Source organism: Ruegeria sp. AL2 (genome assembly GCF_056540845.1).
This window is the reverse complement of sequence record NZ_JBQFXM010000003.1, coordinates 122,072-146,531: the sequence shown is the minus strand read 5'-3', so window position 1 is coordinate 146,531 and position 24,460 is coordinate 122,072. Positions and strand designations below refer to the sequence as shown.

19 protein-coding genes are annotated in these 24,460 nt (G+C 60.6%); 16 read left to right on the top strand and 3 right to left on the bottom strand.

All coding sequences use genetic code 11. The features are described from left to right. Positions 1-34: 34 nt before the first annotated feature. Positions 35-2,431, top strand: coding sequence for an ATP-dependent helicase (locus ACR0ID_RS06515; protein WP_480604465.1), 2,397 nt, complete (start codon positions 35-37; stop codon positions 2,429-2,431). A 4-nt stretch (positions 2,432-2,435) separates the two neighbouring features. Here ACR0ID_RS06515 and ACR0ID_RS06510 read toward each other — a convergent pair whose 3' ends face one another. After that, a complete protein-coding gene (locus ACR0ID_RS06510) occupies positions 2,436-2,726 on the bottom strand; it encodes a DUF1330 domain-containing protein (protein WP_480475919.1) in 291 nt (96 codons plus the stop codon). 370 nt (positions 2,727-3,096) lie between these two features. Further along, on the bottom strand, positions 3,097-3,321 hold the full coding sequence (locus ACR0ID_RS06505) for a DUF1127 domain-containing protein (protein ID WP_480604463.1): 225 nt from the start codon (positions 3,319-3,321) through the stop codon (positions 3,097-3,099). A gap of 890 nt (positions 3,322-4,211) precedes the next feature. Between ACR0ID_RS06505 and mraZ the strand changes: the two genes are divergently transcribed. The 9 genes from mraZ (at position 4,212) to ACR0ID_RS06460 (ending at position 13,924) form a co-directional block, all read left to right on the top strand. Beyond that, entirely contained in the window at positions 4,212-4,715 is a 504-nt protein-coding gene (mraZ, locus tag ACR0ID_RS06500) for a division/cell wall cluster transcriptional repressor MraZ (RefSeq protein WP_209504537.1), read from the top strand. A gap of 4 nt (positions 4,716-4,719) precedes the next feature. Next, positions 4,720-5,712, top strand: coding sequence for a 16S rRNA (cytosine(1402)-N(4))-methyltransferase RsmH (rsmH, locus tag ACR0ID_RS06495; RefSeq protein WP_480604461.1), 993 nt, complete (start codon positions 4,720-4,722; stop codon positions 5,710-5,712). After that, positions 5,709-6,077: a cell division protein FtsL gene (gene ftsL, locus ACR0ID_RS06490; RefSeq protein WP_209504535.1), complete on the top strand. Its 369-nt coding sequence runs from the start codon at positions 5,709-5,711 to the stop codon at positions 6,075-6,077. The genes rsmH and ftsL overlap by 4 nt, the downstream gene beginning before the upstream one ends. Further along, entirely contained in the window at positions 6,074-7,861 is a 1,788-nt protein-coding gene (locus ACR0ID_RS06485; RefSeq protein ID WP_480475925.1) for a peptidoglycan D,D-transpeptidase FtsI family protein, read from the top strand. The genes ftsL and ACR0ID_RS06485 overlap by 4 nt, the downstream gene beginning before the upstream one ends. Positions 7,862-7,883: 22 nt before the next feature. After that, positions 7,884-9,383, top strand: a complete 1,500-nt coding sequence (locus tag ACR0ID_RS06480; RefSeq protein ID WP_480604459.1) for a UDP-N-acetylmuramoyl-L-alanyl-D-glutamate--2,6-diaminopimelate ligase — start codon at positions 7,884-7,886, stop codon at positions 9,381-9,383. Beyond that, complete coding sequence (locus ACR0ID_RS06475; protein ID WP_480604457.1) at positions 9,380-10,774, top strand: UDP-N-acetylmuramoyl-tripeptide--D-alanyl-D-alanine ligase; 1,395 nt, start codon at positions 9,380-9,382, stop codon at positions 10,772-10,774. Before ACR0ID_RS06480 ends, ACR0ID_RS06475 begins: the two co-directional genes overlap by 4 nt. 36 nt (positions 10,775-10,810) lie before the next feature. Further along, positions 10,811-11,893 (top strand): phospho-N-acetylmuramoyl-pentapeptide-transferase, encoded by a 1,083-nt coding sequence (mraY, locus tag ACR0ID_RS06470; RefSeq protein WP_480475931.1) that lies wholly within the window; start codon positions 10,811-10,813, stop codon positions 11,891-11,893. A 149-nt stretch (positions 11,894-12,042) separates the two neighbouring features. Further along, positions 12,043-13,440, top strand: a complete 1,398-nt coding sequence (gene murD, locus ACR0ID_RS06465) for a UDP-N-acetylmuramoyl-L-alanine--D-glutamate ligase (protein ID WP_480604455.1) — start codon at positions 12,043-12,045, stop codon at positions 13,438-13,440. 109 nt (positions 13,441-13,549) lie between these two features. Then, positions 13,550-13,924: a glycine zipper family protein gene (locus ACR0ID_RS06460; RefSeq protein ID WP_480604453.1), complete on the top strand. Its 375-nt coding sequence runs from the start codon at positions 13,550-13,552 to the stop codon at positions 13,922-13,924. A gap of 23 nt (positions 13,925-13,947) precedes the next feature. Here the strand turns inward: ACR0ID_RS06460 and ACR0ID_RS06455 are convergent, their stop codons facing one another. Continuing rightward, positions 13,948-15,129 carry a BaiN/RdsA family NAD(P)/FAD-dependent oxidoreductase gene (locus tag ACR0ID_RS06455; RefSeq protein ID WP_480604451.1) on the bottom strand — a complete coding sequence of 394 codons (1,182 nt, stop codon included), beginning with the start codon at positions 15,127-15,129 and terminating at the stop codon, positions 13,948-13,950. 839 nt (positions 15,130-15,968) lie between these two features. On the opposite strand from ACR0ID_RS06455, the gene ACR0ID_RS06450 reads away from it, so the two are divergent. From ACR0ID_RS06450 to murC, 6 genes are all read left to right on the top strand, one after another. Continuing rightward, positions 15,969-17,792 (top strand): adenylate/guanylate cyclase domain-containing protein, encoded by a 1,824-nt coding sequence (locus ACR0ID_RS06450; RefSeq protein WP_480516290.1) that lies wholly within the window; start codon positions 15,969-15,971, stop codon positions 17,790-17,792. A gap of 28 nt (positions 17,793-17,820) precedes the next feature. Next, positions 17,821-18,978 (top strand): phosphatase PAP2 family protein, encoded by a 1,158-nt coding sequence (locus tag ACR0ID_RS06445; RefSeq protein WP_480604449.1) that lies wholly within the window; start codon positions 17,821-17,823, stop codon positions 18,976-18,978. 21 nt (positions 18,979-18,999) lie between these two features. After that, complete coding sequence (locus ACR0ID_RS06440; RefSeq protein ID WP_480604447.1) at positions 19,000-20,601, top strand: S8 family serine peptidase; 1,602 nt, start codon at positions 19,000-19,002, stop codon at positions 20,599-20,601. Between the two features lie 189 nt (positions 20,602-20,790). Beyond that, entirely contained in the window at positions 20,791-21,954 is a 1,164-nt protein-coding gene (gene ftsW, locus ACR0ID_RS06435; RefSeq protein ID WP_480475947.1) for a putative lipid II flippase FtsW, read from the top strand. Continuing rightward, entirely contained in the window at positions 21,954-23,051 is a 1,098-nt protein-coding gene (locus tag ACR0ID_RS06430) for a UDP-N-acetylglucosamine--N-acetylmuramyl-(pentapeptide) pyrophosphoryl-undecaprenol N-acetylglucosamine transferase (protein ID WP_480604445.1), read from the top strand. The genes ftsW and ACR0ID_RS06430 overlap by 1 nt, the downstream gene beginning before the upstream one ends. Continuing rightward, positions 23,048-24,457, top strand: coding sequence for a UDP-N-acetylmuramate--L-alanine ligase (gene murC / locus ACR0ID_RS06425; RefSeq protein WP_480604443.1), 1,410 nt, complete (start codon positions 23,048-23,050; stop codon positions 24,455-24,457). The genes ACR0ID_RS06430 and murC overlap by 4 nt, the downstream gene beginning before the upstream one ends. Positions 24,458-24,460 lie beyond the last annotated feature (3 nt).

Below are 24,460 nucleotides of genomic sequence, written 5' to 3'. Positions count from 1 at the left end.
TTCCCTTGGCGATCATCCGGCGTAGTTTGGGGGCATGAGCAGTTTTGACGAAATGGACGCCTTCGAAGGCGCATCCCTGTCGGCGCGGGCTATGGCCGTGCGCCCTTCGCCCTATCTGGATGATCTGAACCCGGCGCAACGTGACGCGGTCGAACGTCTGGACGGCCCGGTTCTGATGCTGGCCGGGGCGGGGACTGGCAAGACCAAGGCGCTGACGGCCCGGATTGCGCATCTGCTCAACACGGCGCGCGCGCGCCCGAACGAGATTCTGTCGGTGACCTTCACCAACAAGGCCGCGCGCGAGATGAAAGAACGAGTAGGCCGCTTGCTGGGCCAGCCCGCCGAAGGAATGCCATGGCTGGGCACCTTCCATTCCATTTGCGTCAAACTGCTCCGCCGCCACGCGGAGCTGGTCGATCTGAAATCGAACTTCACAATTCTGGACAGCGACGACCAGCTGCGCCTGCTCAAGCAATTGGTTCGGGCCGCCAATATCGATGACAAACGCTGGCCGGCGCGGATGCTGGCGGGGATCATCGACGACTGGAAAAACCGTGCGCTGACGCCCGACAAGGTGCCTGTGGCGGATGCCGGGACCTATAACAACAAGGGCATTGAACTTTACGCCCAATACCAGACTCGCCTGCGCGAGCTGAATGCGGTGGATTTCGGCGACCTGCTGTTGCACATGGTCACGATTTTTCAGACCCATCCGGATGTTCTGGAACAATACCAGCGCTGGTTCCGCTACATCCTTGTGGATGAGTATCAGGATACCAACGTTGCCCAGTACCTGTGGTTGCGCCTGCTGGCCGGGGGGCACAAGAACATCTGCTGCGTGGGCGATGACGACCAGTCGATCTATGGCTGGCGCGGGGCCGAGGTCGGCAACATCCTGCGGTTCGAAAAGGACTTTCCCGGTGCCTACGTGGTGCGGCTGGAACAAAACTACCGCTCGACCCCACATATTCTGGCGGCAGCTTCCAACGTCATTCGGGGCAACGAAAGCCGTTTGGGTAAAGAGCTGTGGACCGATGCCAAAGACGGCCACAAGGTCAACCTGATCGGCCATTGGGATGGCGAGGAAGAGGCCCGCTGGATCGGTGAGGAAATCGACGCGATGCAGGGCGGGACGCGCGGTATCCGTCCGATGAACCTTGATGAGATGGCGATTCTCGTCCGTGCCTCGCACCAGATGCGCGCCTTCGAGGACCGGTTCCTGACCATCGGTCTGCCCTATAAGGTGATCGGCGGCCCGCGTTTCTACGAGCGGATGGAGATCCGCGATGCCATGGCTTATTTCCGACTGGTGACCAGCCCCGAGGATGATCTGGCGTTCGAGCGGATCGTGAATACGCCGAAACGCGGATTGGGCGACAAGGCGCAGCAGACCATTCAGATTGTGGCGCGTGAGAACGGCGTGTCTCTGGTCGAAGGTGCCCGGATCGCAGTCGACAATGGGCTGATCAAGGGCAAGGGCGGCAAAGCGCTGCGCGAATTGATCGACGGGTTAGCCCGGTGGAATGCGATGACACGCGGTCCCCTGATTGAGGTCGATGATGACACTGTTATCGATGATGGGGTTTCGCCGATCCGATATGGCGCGCCCGAGCATACCCATATCGAACTGGCCCAGATCATTCTCGACGAATCCGGCTATACGGCCCATTGGCAGAACGACAAGACCCCCGAAGCGCCGGGGCGTCTGGAAAACCTCAAGGAACTGGTCAACCAACTGGACAATTTCGAAAACCTGCAAGGGTTTCTGGAACATGTCAGCCTGGTCATGGACAATGAGCAGGATGGTGACGGCGCTAAAGTCTCGATCATGACCCTGCACGCGGCCAAGGGGCTGGAGTTTCCCGTCGTTTTCCTGCCGGGGTGGGAAGACGGGCTGTTCCCCTCGCAGCGGTCGATGGACGAAACCGGCCTCAAAGGACTCGAGGAAGAACGCCGTCTGGCCTATGTCGGCATCACCCGCGCCGAAGAGGTTTGTACGATTTCCTTCGCCGCAAACCGGCGGGTATTCGGGCAATGGCAGAACTCGATGCCGTCACGGTTCATTGACGAGTTGCCCGAGGACCATGTCGAGGTGCTGACACCTCCGGGCCTTTATGGCGGCGGTCATCAGTCGGCGGGCATAGAAACACGTGCGGCCGAAGCCAATGTCTATAACTCGCCGGGCTGGAGGCGGTTGCAGGCGCGGCAGGGCCAATATGGCATGTCGCAACCCCGCGAAAGCCGCAACACGGTGATCGACGCCACCGCACTGGCCAGTTTCACGCTGGGCGAGCGGGTGTTTCACCAGAAATTCGGTTATGGCGCGGTGATCGGGATCGAAGGTGACAAGGTCGAGGTTGATTTCGACAAGGCGGGCATCAAGAAAGTGGTCTCGCGTTTTCTGACCAACAAGGATGACGTCCCGTTCTGAGGCGTCATATCCCGTCGACCAGAACCAGATTGGTGGTTGCGGTGGCCTTTCGGATCTTCGCCAGTTCGATGTAATCCGGGTCGTCCTTCCAGGCTTTCGCCGCTGCAAGATCCGGAAACTCCATCAACACAATCCCGCCTTCTGGCCAATCGCCTTCGATCCGTTCAACCGGTTTGGATGAGACCGTCAGCAGGCGACCGCCGTGGCGGTCGAAGATCGGCATGAAACCTGCCAGATAGCCCTGGTACCCGTCGGGGTCGTGAATGTTGATCTGCGCAATGAAATAGGCGGCCATGGCGTCCTCCGCATCAGAAGTCAGGATGCCATCCTACACCAGTGTCTGAAAAACAAAAAACGGCGGTTCCCAGGGAGGAGGAGAGGGAACCGCCGTCTTGTCAACATCAGAGCAGGGAGGAGGAGAGCCCTGATGTATGCGAACCCAGGTTTGAGCCCGGTATGAGGAAGACGCGGCGATGTCAGGGAGGAGGAAGACATCGCCGCGCTCTTTCAACATCAAGGCAGGGAGGAGGAAGCCCCGATGTATCCGTGTCCGGCGGGTTGAAGCCGGTATAAGGTGCGGCAACGTCAGGGAGGAGGAAGACGCTGCCGCTGATTACAGACCCTAAGGGAGGAGGAAGGGCCTGATCTCAGTATGCGTGTTGCGCTTATCGCGCGGATTGTTCGCTCGCTGCCTGCATGGCAACGCGGCGGATCATCGAGCGGTGCAGGCCAAGATCGGCTAGCTCGCGGTTCGACAGAGCGGAAAGTTCATTGACGGTCTGGCGGTACAGGCGATAGCGTACGAACCGGGTCTTTGCGTTTTCCAAAACTGCGCCAAAACCAAACGCCGGTGCGTACTTTACTGCTGTATGCGTGCTTGCGACTGCCATGCTCTTCATCCGTATCTTTTTGTCTTGCCGGTATCGTCCGGCCCTTGCTTGAGACTGAAGATAGGCAAATGCTGCAATTGCACAATAGGTCACGACATCAATGCTGCTATGCAGCAAATGCATAGATTGGCTCAGTTTTTTCTTCCTGCCGCGATGCGCCTTGAAAATATGGGGTCGACCCTAGGTCAGCTTTGTCGGCGGCATCTGGCCCTTCCCGATAGCCTGCCTTTGAATTGAGCGCACTCGGCGGGAAAATGGGCAAAACATATCCGTTCTGATGTTGACAAGGCATGGGTAAATCGCTCGTGGGAAATCATGGGGCGATGTGGTCGCGCGGGGGAGAATACTGGAAAGCGATCCGAAATTCTGAACGATTCGAAGGGCTGATTGTGCATTTGGGGCTAATATTTCCAGTCCAAAAGAAAAGCTGGCAAAATTCTTGGGAAATCGCGGGAAAAAATTCGGCCGCAGAATTTTCTATATATTGGGGCGTGTTTCTCATAACACGCTAAAACTGGTGTCGTGGGACTCGAATCCTTCAATGATATTCCGCTCTGGCCGTGTTCCTCATGACACGCTGCGCAAGTTTCCTATTGATTTCCATGAATTCCCATGTCATCCCTAATACATCCGATGAGGACGAGGCAGCAGGGGCACCAAACGACCCCGACCAAAAATATTCAGGTTTCATACAGGCATCTCGCTTTCATCAACCAAGAGATCCGGCGCGCGGGCGAGCAGACATCCCCCCAGGTGGCGCGCGCAGCTGGACATCCCGCTTAGCGGGTCAATGCGGCGGGTTGATCAGTGGCAGCAGATCAACCCGCCGTTTTTCATCCGGGGGGGGGCCGTGAATTCAAGGTGGGGCGCAAGCGAAAGGGACAGTCGTCTTGGCGCGCAGGTTTAGAGGTGAGAGCCACCACAAGGTGGATACGAAGGGCAGGGTGTCGATCCCGGCCTCGTTTCGCCGTGTGCTTGAATCGTCCGATCCCAACTGGCAGCCCGGTGACAACCCTGAACTGGTGATTGTCTATGGCGACCACCGCCGCAAGTTCCTTGAATGTTATACCATGCAGGCGATTGACGAGGTTGATGCCAAGATCGATGCCTTGCCGCGTGGCTCGATGCAGCGGCGGATGTTGCAGCGCATGTTCCACGGTCAGTCCTTCCCGACCAACGTGGACGAAACCGGGCGTCTTGTGCTGCCCGCCAAGCTGCGCAGCAAGATCGGCCTTGAAGGTGAGGCGTTCTTTATTGCCGCAGGTGACACCTTTCAGATCTGGAAACCCGAGACCTACGAGGTCGAGGAACTGGCCAAGACCGAAGAATGGATGGATGATCTGCCGGACGATTTTGATCCGATGCAGTTCCTAGATGGCACCGGGGATGCGTAACGGCATGGCCGGCGCTGCGTCCTCATCTGAAAAACCACATATTCCCGTTCTGCTGCGCCCCTTGCTGGCTGCGGTTGCGCCGGTCACTGGCATTTGGCTGGACGGCACGTTTGGCGCGGGCGGCTACACGCGCGGGCTGTTGGAGGCCGGGGCAGACAAGGTTATCGGTGTAGACCGAGACCCGCTGGCCTTTGAAATGGCGGCAGATTGGGCGCAGGATTACGGCGACCGGCTGGTGATGCAGCCCGGCGTATTCTCGCGCATGGACGAATACGCGCAGGACCTGGACGGCGTTGTACTGGATCTTGGCGTGTCCTCGATGCAGCTGGATCAGGCCGAGCGCGGGTTTTCCTTCATGAAGGACGGTCCGCTGGATATGCGGATGAGCCAGCAAGGCGAAAGCGCCGCCGATCTGGTAAACACCGCGACCGAGGCGCAACTGGCCGATATCCTGTTCCACTATGGCGAAGAACGCGCCAGCCGCCGGATTGCCAAGGCGATTGTCAGGGCACGAACCGAGGCGCCGATCACAACAACCCTGCGACTGGCCGAGATTGTCGAATCCTGCCTGCCGCGTCCGAAACCGGGGCAATCGCATCCCGCAACGCGCAGTTTTCAGGGCCTGCGGATCGCGGTGAATGCCGAATATGAAGAGCTGTTTCAGGGCCTTATGGCTGCCGAACGTGCGCTGAAACCCGGTGGGCAGCTGGCCGTTGTCACCTTCCATTCCATCGAGGACCGGATGGTCAAACGGTTCTTTCAGTCGCGCGCGGGCAAGACAGGGCGTGCGAACCGCTATGCGCCCGAGATGGAACAGGACCAGCCGCAATTTACGCTGAAGACCCGCAAGGCGGTGGGGCCCGACGAACAGGAATTGCAGGAAAACCCGCGCGCGCGCTCGGCCAAGCTGCGTGTTGCGATCCGTACCGATGCTCCGGCGGGGGAAATTGAGGCCCGCGCCATTGGAGCGCCTCAACTGGGGGGAAGGGCAAGATGAAGAGTGTTTTGTATGTGTTGACTGCCCTGTCCGTGTTCGGATTGGCGCTTTGGGCCTATCAGGAGAATTATCGCACCCAACAGGTGGTGAAAGAAACGCAATCCCTGCAACGCGAGATCGGCATGGCGCAGGTGCGGCTGGCGGTCCTGAACGCCGAATGGGCCTATTTGAACCGCCCCGACCGGCTGCGAGAACTGGCAGACCTGAATTTTGAACGTCTTGGTCTGCTGCCTCTGCGGGCCGAACAGTTCGGGCGCGCCGACCAGATTGCCTTTGCCGAGGATCCTGACCTGCCCATCGTTGACCCGATTGAATTGCAGGCCATCACCGACATTCAGGCCTTGGGCGAGGTGCAGATCCCATGACGCGCACGCCCCTTCGCCCACTGGCCCGTATCCTTGACGCCCGCGCCCGGGGCGAAAACCCAAAGGCGATCGAGCGTGAAAACATCCGCAAGCGCCACGAAGACATGAAAGACCGCGCCCGCGCCCGCGCCGAAGGGCGTCTGCTGGTGCTGGGGTTGTTCTTCTTTTGCGCTTTCACGGTGGTTGGCGTCCGCATGGGTATGTTGGCAACGTCCGAGGCGCAGGAGCCGCTGGCCAATGCGCCGGGGGCTGCGATTGCCATGCAGCGCGCCAATATCGTCGACCGCGAAGGGCGCATTCTGGCAACCAATCTGGACACTTATTCCGTCTACGCGCAGCCACCGCTGATGATCGACCCGATTGCGGCAGCAGATCAGCTGGTCGCGATCTTCCCCGATCTGGATAAAGAGCGTCTGGTCAAGGACTTCACCGGCAACCGCAAGTTCCTGTGGATCAAGAAACGCATCTCGCCCGAACAGAAACAGGCCGTGCACGACATCGGTGATCCCGGCATCCTGTTTGGCCCGCGCGAAATGCGCCTCTATCCCAATGGCAAGCTGGCCGCGCACATCCTTGGCGGCTCCGGCTTTGGCCGCGAGGGCGTCAGCGCCGCCGAGGTGATCGGTGTGGCCGGGGTGGAAAAGCAGTTTGACGACTATCTGCGCGATCCCGCCAACGGCAACAAGCCGCTGCAACTGTCGCTGGACCTGACCATTCAGGCCGCGGTCGAACAAGTGCTCTATGGCGGTATGAAGATCATGAATGCCAAGGGCGCGTCGGCGGTTCTGATGAATGCGCATACGGGCGAGGTTGTATCCGCCGCCTCGCTGCCCTCATTCGATCCCAATGATCGTCCGCGCCCGCCGACCGCGGGGTTTGATCCCTCAGACAGCCCGCTGTTCAACCGCTATGTGCAAGGCGTGTACGAACTGGGGTCGGTCTTCAAGATTTTCACCGCCGCGCAGGCGGTCGAGCTTGGGCTGGTAAACTCGAACACCATCATCGATACATCCGGCCCGATGAAGATCGGGCGCTTCCCGATTGGTGAATTCAACGGCAAGAATTACGGCAAGATCAGCGTGGCGGATGTGATCGTCCACAGCTCGAACCGTGGCACCGGGCGTCTGGCGTTGCAGATCGGTGCGCAGCGGCAGCAGGACTTTCTGAACGCGCTCGGCATGTTCGAACCGACTCCGTTCGAGATTGTCGAAGCCAAGGGTGGTGTGCCGCTGATGCCGAAGAAATGGGGCGAGCTGAGCACCGTGACCATCTCCTACGGCCATGGCCTGTCAACCAGCCCGATGCATCTGGCGGCGGGATATGCGGCGATTGCCAATGGCGGGCACTATGTCAGCCCGACCATCCTGCGCCAGAACGGCCCGCAATACGGCCCCCGCGTGATGTCGCAGGGAACCGCGCGTCAGGCGCAGAAAATGCTGCGTAAGGTGGTGACGGATGGCACTGCCAGCTTTGGCGAAGTGCAAGGGTATGACGTGGCTGGCAAGACCGGCACGGCAGACAAGCCCAAGCCACGCGGCGGGTATTACGAAGACAAGGTCATCGCAACTTTCGCAACGATCTTCCCGGCCTACGATCCGAAATATGTTCTGATCGTCACGCTGGATGAACCCTCGATCGTGGCTTACGGTGAAAAACGCCGCACCGCAGGCTGGACAGCAGTGCCTGTAGCTGCCGAACTTATTGGTCGCGTGGCACCTCTGCTGGGCTTGCGTCCCCGGCTTGAGCCTGAGGCGGGCGCTGCTATAACGCTGACCTCAAACTAGGCTGTCCGGTAAGAGGTGGGTCATGGGCACAAGGTCAAAGAAACTCAGCCAACTGGCCCTGACCGCGCGAGGCGGGGTAAACCCCGAGATCACCGGTCTGGCCGTCGACAGCCGCGAGGTGAAAGACGGTTTCCTGTTCGCAGCCCTTCCGGGCACGCGGGTTCATGGTGGTTCGTTCATCCAATACGCCCTGCGCATGGGGGCCGCCGCCATCCTGACCGATGCCGAAGGGGCGAGAATCGCAGCAGCTGAACTTGCGGTGTCGGATGCGGCGCTGGTGGTTGTCGAAGACCCGCGTCAGGCGCTGGCCGGGGCCGCCGCCCTGTGGTTCGGCGCGATGCCGCAGACCATTGTCGCAGTCACCGGAACCAACGGAAAAACCTCGGTTGCCACCTTTGTGCGCCAGATCTGGACCGAACTGGGCCACGCGGCCGTCAACCTTGGGACAACCGGTGTCGAAGGGGCATGGACCGCGCCGCTGGCCCATACTACGCCCGAGCCGATCACCTTGCATCGCTGTCTGGCGGAAGCCGCCGAAAACGGCGTGACCCATGCCGCGATGGAGGCCTCGTCCCACGGCCTCGAACAGCGCCGCCTGGATGGTGTGCACCTGACCGCTGCCGGGTTTTCGAACTTCACGCAGGACCATCTGGATTACCACGAGACTTTTGAAGCGTATTTCGCAGCCAAGGCCGGGTTGTTCGACCGGGTTCTGCCACAGGATGGCACCGCGGTTATCAATCTGAGCGATCCCAAGGGGTCTCGGGTCCGCCGGATCGCCGAGGCGCGCGGTCAATCGGTGTTGACCGTCGGGTTGGGCGACGCCGATCTGTGCCTGATCAACCAGCGGTTCGATGCCACCGGGCAGGACCTGCGATTTGCGTGGCAGGGCCGAACCTTCCAGACCCGCCTGAACCTGATCGGAGGGTTCCAGGCCGAAAACATCCTGCTGGCTTGCGGTCTGGTGATTGCTGCGGGCGACAGCCCCGAACGGGTTTTTGAAACACTGCCGCATCTGACCACCGTGCGCGGGCGTATGCAGCTGGCCGCAACCCGCGACAACGGCGCGACGGTTTTTGTGGATTACGCGCACACCCCCGACGCCGTGGCCACCGCCCTCAAGGCGCTGCGTCCGCATGTGATGGGCCGCCTGATTGCCATTGTCGGCGCGGGCGGCGACCGCGATGCCACGAAACGCCCGCTGATGGGCAGGGCGGCCTCGAACTATGCGGATATGGTTTTCGTCACCGATGACAACCCGCGCAGCGAAGATCCCGCCGCCATCCGCGCCGCCGTCATGGCAGGTGCACTCGAGGCAGCGGGCGACGTCAGCGTGACCGAGGTCGGCGACCGCGCCGAAGCCATTCTGCGCGGCATCGATGCCCTGCAACCCGGCGACGCACTGCTGATTGCGGGCAAGGGCCACGAAACCGGGCAGGTCGTCGGCGATCAGGTGCTGCCCTTTGATGATGTGGAACAGGCCAGCATTTCCGTCGCCGCGCTGGACGGGAGGGTCGCATGACGCTCTGGACAGCATCCGAGGCCGCTCAGGCAACGGGCGGGCGGGTCACGACCGATTGGACCGCTGATGGTGTCTCCATCGACACGCGAACCCTTCAACCCGGTGATCTGTTTGTTGCGCTGAAAGCGGCGCGGGACGGGCATGAATTCGTGGCCCAAGCGCTTGAGAAAGGCGCGGGCGCGGCTTTGGTCTCGCATATTCCCGACAACGTATCGCCGGATGCGCCACTGCTGATCGTCGATGATGTTCAGGCGGGGCTCGAGGCTTTGGGGCAGGCGGCACGCGCCAGAACGAATGCGCGTGTGGTGGGGGTGACCGGCAGTGTCGGCAAGACATCGACCAAGGAAATGCTGGCCGTGATCCTCGAAACACTAGGCAAAACCCATGCCAGCGTGGCCAGTTACAACAACCACTGGGGCGTTCCGCTGACCCTTGCACGGATGCCGTGTAACACTGAATTCGCAGTGATCGAGATCGGAATGAACCATCCGGGCGAGATTGCCCCGCTGGCCCGGCAGGCCCGCCCGCATGTGGCGCTGGTTACAACCGTGGCGGCGGTGCATCTGGAAGCCTTCGAGTCCGTCGCTGGTATCGCCCATGAAAAAGCAGCGATCTTTGAAGGGCTCGAACCCGGTGGCGCGGCAATCGTCAATGCAGATATCGACCACGCAGACATCCTGCGCCAAACGGCGCTTGGGCAGGGGGCCGGAATCGTGGATTTCGGCCAAGGCGCAACGGATTACCGGCTGACCGACGTTCAGCAGGCGGCGAACACCGTGAAAGCCGAGGCTGCCGTTGGTGAACAGGTAATCCGATTTGAGGTGAACTCTGCCGGTACGCATTTCGCCATGAACGCGCTGGGGGCCTTGGCAGCCTGCGTTGAATTGGGTGTTGATCTCGATGACGCCGTCGCAGGTCTGCGCGCATGGTCCCCGGTCAAGGGGCGCGGCGTACGGGAAAGCATTCCTCTGCCCGGCGGCGGGCAGATCGAACTGCTGGATGACAGCTATAACGCCAACCCGACCTCGCTGGAGGCCGCGCTGGATGTACTCGCTGCCTCACAAGGCAAACGCCGCATCGCCATTCTGGGCGACATGAAAGAGCTGGGCACACAGGAAGTGGCGATGCACGCCGCCATGGCCGATGCCGAAGCGATGGCACATGTCGATCAGGTGCATTGTATCGGCCCGTTGATGCGGGCATTGCACCACGCGCTGCCCCCTGCCAAACGCGGTCTCTGGTCCGAAACCAGCGCCGAGATGGCCGGACGGTTGCCGTCGCTGGTCAGGGACGGCGATACTGTTCTGGCCAAGGGCTCTCTCAGCATGGGATTGGCCTCGATTGTTGACGGTCTGCGCAAAATGGGGCAAGGGGGCGCGCTTGATGGGTGATCACGCCCATGCGCCTCGTGTGAGAAAGGTATTGTCATGCTGTACTGGTTGACCGCCCTGTCGGATGGCGGGGATTTCTGGAACCTCTTCCGGTATATCACCTTCCGCGCAGGCGGTGCCTTCATGACGGCACTGATCTTTGGGTTCATCTTCGGAAAGCCCCTGATCAACGTGCTGCGCAGAAAGCAGGGCAAGGGCCAGCCGATCCGCAATGATGGCCCCGAGGGGCATTTTTCCAAGGCAGGCACGCCAACAATGGGCGGGTTGCTGATTGTCGGTGCTCTTGTGACCTCGACCCTTGTCTGGGCACGTCTGGACAACCCTTACGTCTGGATGGTGCTTTTCGTGACCCTGTCTTATGCGGCCATCGGATTCGCGGATGACTATGCCAAGGTGTCGAAACAGAACACCAAGGGCGTTCCGGGGCGGATGCGCCTTGCCTTGGGCGTGATCATCGCGGTGCTGGCCGCGCTCTGGGCGACGTTGCACCACCCCGAAGCGTTGCAGAATCAACTGGCTGTGCCGGTGTTCAAGGACACGCTGGTCAATCTGGGTATCTTCTATATCCCGTTCTCGATTGTCGTGATCGTAGGGGCCGCCAACGCGGTAAACCTGACCGACGGTCTGGACGGTCTGGCCATCATGCCAGCGATGATCGCCGCCTCGACGCTGGGCGTGATCGCCTATGCGGTGGGCCGCGTCGACTTTACCGAATATCTGGACGTGCATTACGTGCCCGGTACGGGTGAGATCTTTATCTTCACCTCAGCGCTCTTTGGTGCGGGTCTGGGATTTCTGTGGTACAACGCCCCCCCGGCGGCGGTCTTCATGGGCGATACCGGATCGCTGGCGCTGGGCGGCGCGCTGGGCGCCATTGCCGTGGCCACCAAGCACGAGCTGGTTCTGGCCGTCGTCGGCGGCCTGTTCGTGGTCGAGGCGCTGAGCGTGATCATTCAGGTCCTCTACTTCAAACGCACCGGCAAGCGGGTCTTCCTGATGGCCCCGATCCATCATCATTATGAGAAAAAGGGCTGGGCCGAGCCTACCATCGTCATCCGCTTCTGGATCATCTCGCTGATTCTGGCGATGATCGGTCTGGCAACGCTGAAGGTGCGGTAACGCTCCCGCCAGGTTCGAAGGGGCTGCGGCCCTCCTGCCACCTGTTGGGCCCGGCTCGCGCCGCAGCACGAGCCTGATACGCCCCTTGTCATTGTAATTTTCTTCAGTGCAGTGTGGCCTCCAAATCCAAATCAAAGAAGGTGGTTAGAATGATCCCGGTCAAAGGCTTTTCAGGGCAGAAAGTTGCGGTTCTGGGATTGGGCCGGTCCGGTCTGGCAACCGCACGCGCCTTGCGCGCAGGCGGGGCGGAGCCGGTCTGCTGGGATGACAACCCGACAGCCCGCGCCATAGCCGAGGGCGAAGGATTCTCCTGTGCCGACCTGCGCAAACAGGGGGCGTTTGACACCATTGCCACGCTCATCGTTTCACCGGGCATTCCGCATCTTTATCCCGAACCCAACCCCGTGGTTGCCGCAGCCTTGGACGCAGGCGTGCCTGTGGACAATGATATCGGGCTGTTCTTCCGCTCTTTTGCGGGGCCGGAATGGAGCAACTATGACACTCCGCCACGGGTCATCGCGGTCACCGGCTCGAACGGGAAATCAACCACCGCAGCGCTGATCCATCACATCCTGACCGAGGCCGGGCGCGAGGCGCAGCTGGCCGGAAATATCGGGCGCGGTGTTCTGGATATCGATCCGGGTGGCGATGGTTCGGTCGTGGTGCTGGAACTTTCCAGCTATCAGACGGAACTGGCCCGTGCGCTGACCCCGGATGTGGCGGTGTTCACCAACCTCTCGCCTGATCATCTGGATCGCCACGGTGGCATGGGGGGATATTTCGCGGCCAAACGGCGCCTCTTTGCCGAAGGCGGCCCGGACCGCGCGATCGTCGGCATCGATGAAACCGAAGGCGCCTTTCTGGCTGGCCAGCTGGCCGAAGGGCAAGCGGATGACCGCGTAATTCGTATCTCGGTAACGCGAAAGCTGACGGGGCCGGGATGGCAGGTCTTTGCGCGCAAGGGGTTTTTGTCGGAATACCGCAAGGGGCGGCAGGCCGGGTCCATCGACCTGCGCGCGATCAAGGGCCTTCCCGGTGCCCATAACCACCAGAACGCCTGCGCGGCTTATGCGGCCTGCCGGTCGCTGGGCCTTGCCCCGCGCGTGATCGAAGACGCGCTGCACTCGTTCCCGGGCCTGCCCCACCGCAGCCAGATCATCGCCGAGGCCGATGGGGTTACCTATGTCAACGACTCCAAGGCGACCAATGTCGACAGCGCCCTGAAAGCATTGACTGCGTTCAAAAATATCCGATGGATCTGTGGCGGCCTTGAAAAGGAAGGCGGTGTCGCAGCCCTGAACGCAGCAGCGGATCAGGTGATCAAAGCCTATGTTATCGGTCGTGAGGCGGCGGGCTTTGCGATGCAACTGACGTCCGACGCACAGGTTTGTACCACGATGGAGGCGGCAGTGGCGCAGGCCATGGCGGATGCGCAGGCGGGCGAGACCGTTCTGCTGGCCCCGGCAGCAGCAAGTTTCGATCAATATGACAATTTCGAACAGCGTGGCGATGACTTCACGGCGCAGGTGCAAAAACGGCTGGGCTAATGTCGCATCTGCAACAGCCCGCCAGTAGATGTGGACATTTTTCAGTCAGATTGACACTTTGTTGGAATTGAGGTTGCGTCACCTTAAGTTCAATAAAGAGGAAGCGGAAATGTCTGCACGCAAAATTATCTCCATCCTTCCCGTCGTTGCGCTGGCCGGGGCCTGTGCCAATAGCGGGGCAAATTATGTTCCTATCATCGACGGGCCTGTGGGGCCGAACTACCAGTCCGATCTGGCCAATTGTCAGGCGCTGGCGCGGTCCCGTCCGACGCTGGACAGCAACACCGCGGGCGCTGCCGCCATCGGCGCGGCCGGTGCTGCGGCAACCACGGCAATTATCGACAACAGCGCCAGCGATCTTGGCCGTGCGGCGGCGGCCGGTGCTCTGGTCGGTGTGGGTGCCAGTGCGATCAGCAACACCCAGAACCAGGAAGTGATCGTGCGCAACTGCATGCGCGGTCGCGGCTACAACGTCGTAGGTTAATGCCGCGCAAACGGAAGTGTAGGTTAATGCCTGGCGGCAATGGCAACACCTGCGGCATGGCCTGATGACCACGCCCATTGAAAGTTGTAGCCGCCAAGCCACCCGGTGACATCCACCGCTTCGCCAATCGCATAGAGGCCAGGGACATCCTTGGCCTCCATCGTTTTCGACGACAGATCATCGGTATCTATTCCGCCCAGTGTGACCTCGGCAGTGCGATACCCTTCGGTTCCCGACGGTACCAGCCGCCAGTCAGACAGGGCCGCGACCAGTTCAGACAGCTTCGCGTCCGACTGATCGGCCAGATTGCCGGACATCGGAATGACTTGGCTCAGATACTCGACCAGCCGGGACGGCAGATGCCGCGCCAGTTCCGTTGTCAGCGCCTTGCGCCCGGCGTTTTGCCGTTGCGCACGCAGCAGATCGAACAGGGGCAGTTCGGGGATCAGGTTCACGCCGATCTCCTCACCTTCGCGCCAATAAGAGGACAGCTGCAAAACGGACGGCCCGCTGAGGCCGCGATGGGTGAACAACAGCGCTTCGTCAAAACTTGTGCGTTTGTTGGAAAGCCGCACGGGCAGGGAAACACCGGACAGGTGCTTGAACCGGCCATCCGAAAAGGTGAATGGCACCAGCGCCGCGCGGGTGTCGGTCACCCGCAGGCCAAACTGCCGGGCAATGTCATAGGCCAGCCCGGTCGCGCCCATCTTGGGGATGGATTTGCCCCCCGTGGCCAATACCAGATTGGCACAGGTCAGATGCAGGCGCTGCCCCTCACGCTCGACCTCCAGCGCGAATCCGGTGCCATCTTTGCGCAGATCACGCAGCGCGGTCTGCACCCACAGCTCGGCACCGGCGCGGCTCATCTCGTCCAGCAACATCTGGATGATCTGCTTTGAAGAGCCATCACAGAACAACTGCCCAAGCGTTTTCTCATGCCATTTGATGCCGTGCCGGTTCACCAGATCGACAAAATCCCACTGCGTAAACCGCGCCAGCGCGGATTTGCAGAAATGCGGGTTTTGCGACAGGAAGTTGTCCGGGCCTGCATACATATTGGTGAAATTGCACCGCCCTCCGCCCGAGATGCGGATTTTCTCGCCCGGCGCCTTGGCGTGGTCGATCACCAGCACCCGCCCACCGCAACGGGCCGCGCACATCATGCCTGCCGCTCCGGCGCCCAATATGATCGTATCGAACCTCATGCACCGCCCTTGGCGTGGATTTTCGGCGATGACAAGGGTGAAACCCGGCGCATCGGGCCTGAGGCAAAGGATTTAGTTGTCAGGTGAATGATTCCCGGAAATTCGGGGCTTGCGCGCGGTGACACCCTTGCGTGGGGTCCGATTTGGGCTGGTTGTCGGGATTTTGCGCGGGTGTTTCGGGGCTGGGCTGGAAGGGCGCAGATCGCAGAAAACCACGTTCGGGTCCGGTCAAAATGCGGCACCGTTCAGGTTGTGCAGGGCACCTGATCCCGCCACGTGTGGGGCCACCAAACAGAGTGGTGACTGGCTTGACCGGCAGAAACGGTGAGGGCCGGGCAACGTTCGGATACTTTTTGGAGAATCGATTTCCGGTACCTGTCAGCCGCTGTTGCGTCGTACTGTCCGCCCGGTTCAGCGGCAACAGGAAGGTCCAATGCCAAGGACTTGACCGGGGTCAGCCCTCGCGCACTCCTAACGGGAAGTCTTGCCGCATCAGCCCGTCTTGCCCGCCAAGCACCAAGCGCCACAGATGCCGGGTAAATTGGCCAAATTGCACCGAAAAATACGTGCAAAAATAAAAATATGTCGACGGAAGTTCACTAAAACAATACAATAACCCTTATTATTTTGAACTTAACGCATTTTAGAAACCAAATCTCATCAGCGGGCCGATTAATGCCTCGTGATTTCCATTCAGGCCCGTGGCCCGTCCCGCGCAATGCAGCGCCATTCACACCCGTCGGCTGCATTTGCAATCACAACACGCCTCTGATGCGTGCCAGCCCGCCTGTTTTCGGGGTGGCACATTTCAACAAGTTAAAGAGTTCCGAGACACGATCATGGGTATTAATCTGAATTTGAACAATCCAAGCGACCTTCCCAAGGCGCGGCTCAGGGCGATCCTGTTCCTTGATGCATGTGATTACTCTGCCGCCGTCCGCGAGGCCGAGCTTGAAACGCTGGCCAGAATCCGTCGCGATCTGAACTGCGTCAGCGATCTGGTTAACAGCTTTCGGGGCCGGGTGACCGGCCTGACCGGTGACGGGCTATGCGCCGTCTTTCCAAGTGCGCGTGCCGCCGTCGAAACTGCGCTGGGGGTGCAGGATGTCCTGACCCATGCCCCTGACCGGTACGCCAAAGGGTATCGAATTGGGATACATCTGGGCGACACGTTCGAGGTTGACCAGCAGATCATCGGTGACGCCGTGAACACGGCAGCGCGCATCGAAAGCGTCGGGTCATCCGGCGAGGTTCTGGTCTCAAGCGTTGTGCGCAATGCGCTGCGCGGGCGGCAGGATTTCCTGTTCAACTCGATCGGGCGGCCCAATCTCAAGAATATCGGTGCCTCGCTCGAGCTGTTTAAAGTTGCACGCGCGACAATCGACGTCCCCTATGAGAAGGACGGAAAAGAACAGCCGGTTCCTGTTCCCGCCAACCCAACGGCTTTCCGGTCAGAACAGCTGTCGTTCACCTTACCGCGCCCGAATTTCGTGATCGGTCTGTTGTCTCCGGATGTAGGGGGTGGTTCCGAAACCGCGGCATTCGTGTCCAACATCGTTGCGGAACAGCTGTCCAAATCCCTTACCGAAACCGAAGCGCTTGAGGTTCAGGATTACCGGGTGCCGCAGATTGCGTTCCCGCAGGAACCTTTGTCGGCAGGGCCTGACCTGTTCCTGCAATGCCGCGCCTCGACCTGTGGCAGCATGTTGCAAGTGTCCGCCACAGCAATGCGGTCGGAAGACAGGAAAGTGATCTGGAGCCAGAATGTAGTGGCCGATCAAGGTGACTTTTTGGGTCAAAACTGCTCTGGGCTGACGTCGTTCATCAGTTATGCCACCGACGCCTTGCTGACGGCCTTGCTGAACGGGCGTCACATGCGCGACCCGGCCGCCCATCACGCGGCGAAAACCGCCGTTGCCGCCGTGCATCACCTGCTGACCATGACCGGGCCGGGGCTGGACCAGCTCGAGGCCGATATTCTGGCGGCTTACGAGCTTGATCCCAAGCCGGTCTATCTGGCGTGGCTGGCCTATGTCACGACCTTCAAGGTCGGCGAACGGTACGGTACCTGGGATGCCGCGCTGGAAGCGCAGGCGCGCGATCTGGCCCGCCGCGCGGTCGAGGCTGACCCGGATAACGGCACCGTTCTGGGCCTTGTCGCCCACGTGCATTCCTACGTGTTCCGAGAGTTTTCGGTGGCGCAGGATCTGGTCGACCGCGCGCTCGAGCTCAGCCCTTATCGGGCGATGAGCTGGGATTCAGCCGCCATGCTTTATTGCTACACGGATCGTCCGGCGCTGGCGGTTGAAGCCGCGCAGAAGGCGCGGCTTATCGGGCGGCACAGCCCATACCGGCACCTGTTCGACGGGGCCGGTTGCGTCGCCGCGCTGGTCAATGGCGAGTTCGAGAAATCCATCAGGTTCGGAGAATCCGTGATGGAGGTTCAGCCGCAGTTCAAAACCGTCATGCGCTATCTGGCTGCGGCTTACGGGCACGCAGGTGACCGGCAGCGAGGCGAGTTCGCCTTGCAGCGGCTGACCAACCTGGAACCGGACATGTCGCTGGCCTGCATCCAGCAGGATCGGTTCCCGGTGCCAACACGGTTCAGCGCGCAACTGATGGAAAGCGGCCTGTCCAGGATCGGATTGCCGCAACACGCTTGAAGTAGGGGTAAAAGTAGGGGGTTTACTTATGTCTTACGTGTCCACGCTCAACGGTTTCGGAATGATGGTCCGACGTGGTGAGCTGATTTCCTGCAAGGTGGTGAAATTGATGAACCTTGCCGGAACCGGTGGTCTCGGTGCCTCACCGGGGGACAATCGAAAGGCGTTGGACAATTTCATTTACGACGCGCAGAGGGAAAGCTTCATCGATTACCTCAATGCCATTCATGATCTGGATCCCGAGTTGCTGGATATTGAAAAACTGCGCGAGCTTACCGAGTTCATGCAGAACGAAGAATTCATCGACCCCTTCAGGTCTGACAGCCGTGTAAAAGGTGCGAAAGACGAAGAGATCGGGAAACGCTCTGCCCTCGGCGCGGCGTCTGTCGCGATGAGCGCATCTTCGGCATTCGCACTGAACCGAAACCGCAACAGAAACCGCAATCGTAACAGAAACCGGAACCGAAACAGAAATCGCAATCGTAACAGAAACCGCAGCGATTTTGACGTCGGCGGCAGCGATGCCTCCTTCGGCTGGCGCGAGATGCGCGATCTGTGCCGGATCGGTATGCTGCCCGCATCCGGATTGCTGGGCAAGGTCTGGGAAAATATCGATCTTCTGCCGCCACCGGGCCCTGACGAAAGCATGAAGGAAACTGAATACCTGCTGATCCTGCAAGGGCGGCTCAAGTGGTCAAATCAGGCAACACGGCGCGAGGAAATCGTGGCGCAGGCAGGCTTTGGCATCGATGAATATCTCAGTCCGCTGGGCATTGACGAGAAGGGCGGCTTTGATGCGACCCGCGCGCTGATGACGATCCTGCTGGAACTGACGAATGAAATCGGCCTGACCTACAAGAACCGCTTCAGCCGGCCCAGACCCAATATTATCCAGCCGCTGATCCGGCCCTTTCTTCCGGTGCCTTATCATGCGGCTTACCCCTCGAACCACTCCTACCAATCCTTCGCGATTGCCGAACTGTTCTCGCGTCTGATCCCCGAACATCCGGGCACTGTTGCTTTGTTCCACCGCGCCCAGCGGATTGCTGAAAACCGCGAATGGGCCGGTTTGCATTATCCAAGCGACACAGCCGCCGGGCGAAGTCTGGCAAGAAAAACCGTGGCTTACCTGACCGAGGTTCTGGACGAACTGATGGACGAAGCACAAGACGAATGGCTGGGCTAAGGATCAACGCGAGGTGACGAAATGACCGCAGGAAACGAAGACTACGCACGCTATTACTATCTCTGGCATCTGGTCGCGATCAAAGCCTTGACCGTCAAGGCGCCCCTACCCGCCGACGGAGAGACCTGCCCGGAAATCGATACCGCGACCTGGGATTTCACAGGTCCCGCTCTGGCCGAAGCGAAAATCGCCCTGATCGACATGGGCGTGGCCCCGCATCACCCGAACCTGAAATCGCCGGACACCGGACCGGTTCCGGCGGACAGGGTCATTCGCGACGACGCCCTTGATCTGGCCAGCCACCCGTTCGGCGTCAAATACATCGACCGGTCGACTGTTGCGGCAGGGGCCGAGCATATCGAAGAACAGGTGCAACATCTGTCGGGCATTCAGGACCCCTTGGGCATTCCGGGCCTGACCTCTCAGGAACGGCGGGTGATTGCCGGGCTGAGGTCGGGTTTTGGCGTCAAACGTTACATCGATGCCTATGACGATCGCTATGCCGGGCACGGCACCAGCTGTGCCGGGCTGGCCTGCGGAACCAGCTTTGCAGCCGATCAATTCGGCAATACCGGCAATATCGCGGCGTATTACGGGGTCGATCCCAAAAGCAGGATTATTCCGATCACGACGTCGATCTCGCCCAGCCCGGAAGAATTGATTGCGGCGTTTCTTTATGCCCTCCACAAAGGCGCGCATGTCATCCTGTTTCCGCGCGATGCCGCGAACCCGGACCACTGGCCGGGATATAGATTTCGCCCTGCCACTGGCACCGAGCCGTTCTATCCGGGTCTGGACTCGCACGAAAAGACCCGCCTGCACGAGACGAGGCGCGACGAACCCGACGGCGACGCGCGCGACATCTCGATGGCATGGTCGGCGCTGGACAAGATCATCAAATGGGTCAGCACGAGAATTCCGGTGGTCTGTGCCGCTGGCAATGACGGTCGAAGCGAGTTGATTTATCCTGCCAGCTTGTCTGGTGATCCAACCAACGGGATCATCTCGGTGGGGGCCGTCAACTATAATGGCACCCGGTCCGGGTATTCGAACTACTCTGCTGATCTGACCGTTTCCGCCCCCTCGGATGACGGTGAGATATACAACCGCTATCAAATTCGTCTGGACCGTGATGCAGCCTCGGCCACTGACTTCCATCTGGAAAACCCGAAACATCACCTGAAACGCGACGGCAGTGGTGACGCGATCCCGATTGTCGATTTCGCATCTCAAAGGTTGGTGACGTTGGATGTGCCGGGCCCGCGGGGCTATGTCGAAGGCAGCCTTGCCGCGGCTGTCGAAACCCGAAAAAAGGCTGTGGATGATCCTGCCGGGCTTTATACTGAATTCGGCGGAACTTCGGGGGCCTCGGCCCTCGTTGCAGGGGCGATCGCGATGATGCAGCGAAAGTCGCCCAATGTTCTCAATGGTGTGCAGATCAAAGCCATCTTCAAGAACCTCGAAACATCTGCAACGCGTTTCGACAACACCCACTGGTATTGGTCCTCTGCCGCAGGAACCCTGCAAGCTGACGCGATCAACGGTTACACGCCACCCCCCAGGGCCGAACTGTTCGGTGTGGCGGGGTTGCTGGATGTGCCGCTGCTGCTGACCAAAGTCTGACAGCCCGCCGCCTTCCGCCCGGTGGCCGTCGCAACACGGCTGACCGGCGGTCCGGGTGTGCGGCACGGGTCTTGGGCGGGAAATCCCGATTTGCCCGCGAACAGGCTGGCCTGATCGCCAAATTGCATGTAGACTTTCAGCCAGATCCCGAAAACGGGGCGTTAACGAGGCAGAGAGTGGCGGTATCTCATGACTGAGATGGTGTATGGCGCGGTCCAGGACCAGCGCGGAGAACCGATTCTACCGAAATGGTGGCGTACTATCGATCGCTGGACGATGTCCTGCGTTCTGATCCTGTTTACCATCGGACTGTTGCTGGGGCTGGCCTCTTCGCCGCCGCTGGCCGGTCGTAACGGGTTCGATCCCTTCCATTATGTCGAGCGCCAGGCCTTCTTTGGCGGATTGGCGCTGATCGCGATGCTGCTGACCTCGATGATGTCTCCAACCTTGGTGCGGCGTCTGGCCGTTCTGGGTTTTCTGGGGGCCTTCGTCGCTCTGGTCTTCCTGCCGGTGTTTGGAACGGATTTCGGCAAAGGCGCGGTGCGCTGGTATTCACTGGGCTTTGCCTCGCTGCAACCGTCCGAGTTTCTGAAACCCGGCTTTGTCGTCGTGGCTGCATGGCTGCTGGCCGCCTCGCAGGAAATCAACGGTCCTCCGGGGCGGTTGTGGTCCTTTGCGCTCTGCATGGCCATCGTGGCCATGTTGGTGATGCAACCCGATTTCGGTCAGGCCTGCCTGATCCTGTTCGGCTGGGGCGTCATGTATTTCGTGGCCGGGGCCCCGATGCTGCTGTTGCTGGGCATGGCCGGTGTTGTCGTTCTGGGCGGGATGTTGGCCTATTCGAATTCCGAACACTTTGCCCGCCGCATCGACGGCTTTCTGAATCAAGAGGTCGATCCGACCACCCAGCTTGGCTATGCAACCAACGCCATCCGCGAAGGCGGGTTGTTCGGCGTCGGCGTGGGGGAAGGGCAGGTGAAATGGTCACTGCCCGATGCCCATACCGATTTCATCATCGCCGTCGCGGCCGAGGAATACGGCCTGATCCTCGTCATGATCATCATTGCGCTGTATGCGCTGATCGTCGTGCGCTCGCTGCTGCGGCTGATGCGCGAACGCGACATGTTCATTCGTCTGGCCGGTACCGGTCTGGCCTGCATGTTTGGCGTTCAGGCGATGATCAACATGGGTGTTGCGGTACGTCTGTTGCCCGCCAAAGGCATGACTTTGCCGTTCGTCAGCTATGGCGGCTCGTCGCTGATTGCAGGCGGTATTGCCGTCGGCATGCTGCTGGCCTTCACCCGAAACCGCCCACAGGGCGAACTAGGCGATATTCTGCGCGGACGAGGATAATGGGGAACCCTTACCTGTTGATTGCGGCTGGCGGCACCGGGGGCCATATGTTCCCCGCTCAGGCGCTGGCCGAGGCGATGCTGCACAAGGGCTGGCGCGTGCGCCTGTCCACCGACCCGCGCGGTGCGCGCTATACCGGCGGCTTTCCCCATTCGACTGAAATTGTCGAGGCGTCCTCGGCCACCTTCGCCCGTGGCGGTCTGGCGGCCAAGGCGATGGTTGGCCCGATTATCGCTGGTGGTGTCACCAGCATGGTCTTCCAGATGATGCGCGACAAACCCGATGTTGTCGTAGGCTTTGGCGGTTATCCCTCGATCCCGGCGCTGGGCGCAGCGACCCTGCTGAAAATTCCGCGGATGATCCATGAACAGAACGGGGTACTGGGCCGCGTGAACCAACTGTTTGCAACCCGCGTTGCACAGGTGGCCTGCGGCGTCTGGCCGACGGATCTGCCCGAAGGCGCGCATGGCATCCACACCGGCAACCCGGTGCGTGCCGCGGTTCTGGACCGCGCCGCCGCCGGGTATATCCCGCCGGGTGATTACCCGATGTCGGTTCTGGTGATGGGCGGCTCGCAAGGCGCGCGCATCCTCAGCGATATAGTGCCCGGCGCGATTGCCGCGCTGCCCCAAGACCTTCGCGCGCATATCCGTGTCTCGCATCAGGCGCGGGATGAAGATGGCGAACGGGTCAGCGCATTCTACCAAGATCATGGTATCCGCGCCGACGTTCAGCCCTTCTTCGATGACATTCCCCGCCGCATGTCGGATGCGCAGCTTGTGATCTCGCGCTCGGGCGCGTCCAGCGTGGCCGATATCTCGGTCATCGGTCGTCCTTCGATCCTGATTCCGTTTGCCGCCGCCGCCGGGGATCATCAGACCGCCAACGCGCGCGGGCTGGTGCAGGCCGGCGGGGCCATCATGATCCCGGAAAATGCGCTTGACGTTCCCACGCTGACACAGCAAATCACCACGGTTCTCACGAACCCCGAAGCCGCACAGAAAATGGCCCATGGCGCCCTGTCGGTCGGGGCGCCCGATGCCACCCAGCGTCTGGTCGCTCTGGTCGAGCTGCTGGCGCAGAAGGAGACCACATGAACCCAGCAACCAAACTGCCGCAGGACGTAGGGCCGATCCATTTTGTGGGCATCGGCGGGATTGGCATGTCGGGCATCGCCGAGGTGCTGCTGAACCTGGGGTATCAGGTGCAGGGCTCCGATTTGAAAGCCTCGAAGATCACCGACCGGCTGGCCAGTTTGGGAGCCGAGATTTTCGTCGGCCAGCGCGCCGAAAACCTTGAAAACGCCGCCGTCGTGGTTGTCTCGACCGCGATCAAACCGGGTAACCCGGAACTGGACCAAGCCCGCGCCCGAGGGCTGCCGGTTGTCCGCCGCGCCGACATGCTGGCCGAACTCATGCGTCTGCGCTCAAACATTGCCATTGCCGGAACACACGGCAAGACCACCACGACGACCATGATGGCCGAACTGATGGTGGCCGGCGATTTCGATCCGACCGTGATCAATGGCGGCATCATCCACGCCTATGGATCGAACGCGCGGATGGGGCAGGGCGAATGGATGGTGGTCGAAGCCGACGAGAGCGATGGCTCGTTCAACCGCCTGCCCGCAACCATTGCCATTGTCACCAATATCGACCCCGAGCATATGGAACATTGGGGTGATTTCGACAGGCTGCGCGACGGCTTTTACGAATTCGTCTCGAACCTGCCATTCTACGGTCTGGCCGTCTGCTGCACCGATCATGCCGAGGTTCAGGCCCTTGTCGGCCGCATCACCGACCGCCGCGTGCGCACCTATGGGTTCAACGCGCAGGCGGATGTGCGGGCTGAGAACCTGACCTATAAGGGCGGCGTGGCGCATTTCGACATCCACCTGCAATACGAAGACAAGATGATCGAAGGCTGCACCCTGCCGATGCCCGGCGATCACAACGTCTCAAACGCGCTGTCCGCTGTGGCTGTCGCCCGCCATCTGGGCATGAAAGCTGCGGAAATCCGCGATGCGCTGGCCAATTTCGGCGGCGTCAACCGTCGCTTTACAAAGGTCGGAGAAATCGACGGTGTCACCATCATCGACGATTACGGCCACCACCCGGTTGAAATCGCAGCTGTTCTCAAGGCTGCCCGTCAGGCGACCGAAGGCCGCGTGATTGCGGTGCATCAGCCGCACCGCTATTCCCGACTGTCCAACCTGTTTGATGATTTCTGCACCTGCTTCAACGACGCCGATGTTGTGGCCATTGCCGAGGTTTTTGCCGCTGGCGAAGACCCGATCGAAGGTGCCTCGCGCGACGATCTGGTGCAGGGCCTGATCCGTCACGGCCACCGCCACGCCCGTGCGCTGCTGGATGAAGACGACCTTGAGCGCCTCGTGCGCGAACAGGCCCGTCCGGGCGATATGGTCGTCTGCCTCGGGGCCGGTACGATCAGCGCCTGGGCCAACGGCTTGCCCGAGAGATTGCAAAGAAAACAAGCTGTTTGACGC

Excerpts from the sequence above, each read along its gene's own strand:
- ACR0ID_RS06515 (WP_480604465.1), top strand. The coding sequence starts at position 35 with ATGAGCAGTTTTGACGAAATGGACGCCTTCGAAGGCGCATCCCTGTCG.
- ACR0ID_RS06510 (WP_480475919.1), bottom strand. The coding sequence starts at position 2,726 with ATGGCCGCCTATTTCATTGCGCAGATCAACATTCACGACCCCGACGGG.
- ACR0ID_RS06505 (WP_480604463.1), bottom strand. The coding sequence starts at position 3,321 with ATGGCAGTCGCAAGCACGCATACAGCAGTAAAGTACGCACCGGCGTTT.
- rsmH (WP_480604461.1), top strand. The coding sequence starts at position 4,720 with ATGGCCGGCGCTGCGTCCTCATCTGAAAAACCACATATTCCCGTTCTG.
- ftsL (WP_209504535.1), top strand. The coding sequence starts at position 5,709 with ATGAAGAGTGTTTTGTATGTGTTGACTGCCCTGTCCGTGTTCGGATTG.
- ACR0ID_RS06485 (WP_480475925.1), top strand. The coding sequence starts at position 6,074 with ATGACGCGCACGCCCCTTCGCCCACTGGCCCGTATCCTTGACGCCCGC.
- ACR0ID_RS06480 (WP_480604459.1), top strand. The coding sequence starts at position 7,884 with ATGGGCACAAGGTCAAAGAAACTCAGCCAACTGGCCCTGACCGCGCGA.
- ACR0ID_RS06475 (WP_480604457.1), top strand. The coding sequence starts at position 9,380 with ATGACGCTCTGGACAGCATCCGAGGCCGCTCAGGCAACGGGCGGGCGG.
- mraY (WP_480475931.1), top strand. The coding sequence starts at position 10,811 with ATGCTGTACTGGTTGACCGCCCTGTCGGATGGCGGGGATTTCTGGAAC.
- murD (WP_480604455.1), top strand. The coding sequence starts at position 12,043 with ATGATCCCGGTCAAAGGCTTTTCAGGGCAGAAAGTTGCGGTTCTGGGA.
- ACR0ID_RS06460 (WP_480604453.1), top strand. The coding sequence starts at position 13,550 with ATGTCTGCACGCAAAATTATCTCCATCCTTCCCGTCGTTGCGCTGGCC.
- ACR0ID_RS06455 (WP_480604451.1), bottom strand. The coding sequence starts at position 15,129 with ATGAGGTTCGATACGATCATATTGGGCGCCGGAGCGGCAGGCATGATG.
- ACR0ID_RS06450 (WP_480516290.1), top strand. The coding sequence starts at position 15,969 with ATGGGTATTAATCTGAATTTGAACAATCCAAGCGACCTTCCCAAGGCG.
- ACR0ID_RS06445 (WP_480604449.1), top strand. The coding sequence starts at position 17,821 with ATGTCTTACGTGTCCACGCTCAACGGTTTCGGAATGATGGTCCGACGT.
- ACR0ID_RS06440 (WP_480604447.1), top strand. The coding sequence starts at position 19,000 with ATGACCGCAGGAAACGAAGACTACGCACGCTATTACTATCTCTGGCAT.
- ftsW (WP_480475947.1), top strand. The coding sequence starts at position 20,791 with ATGACTGAGATGGTGTATGGCGCGGTCCAGGACCAGCGCGGAGAACCG.
- ACR0ID_RS06430 (WP_480604445.1), top strand. The coding sequence starts at position 21,954 with ATGGGGAACCCTTACCTGTTGATTGCGGCTGGCGGCACCGGGGGCCAT.
- murC (WP_480604443.1), top strand. The coding sequence starts at position 23,048 with ATGAACCCAGCAACCAAACTGCCGCAGGACGTAGGGCCGATCCATTTT.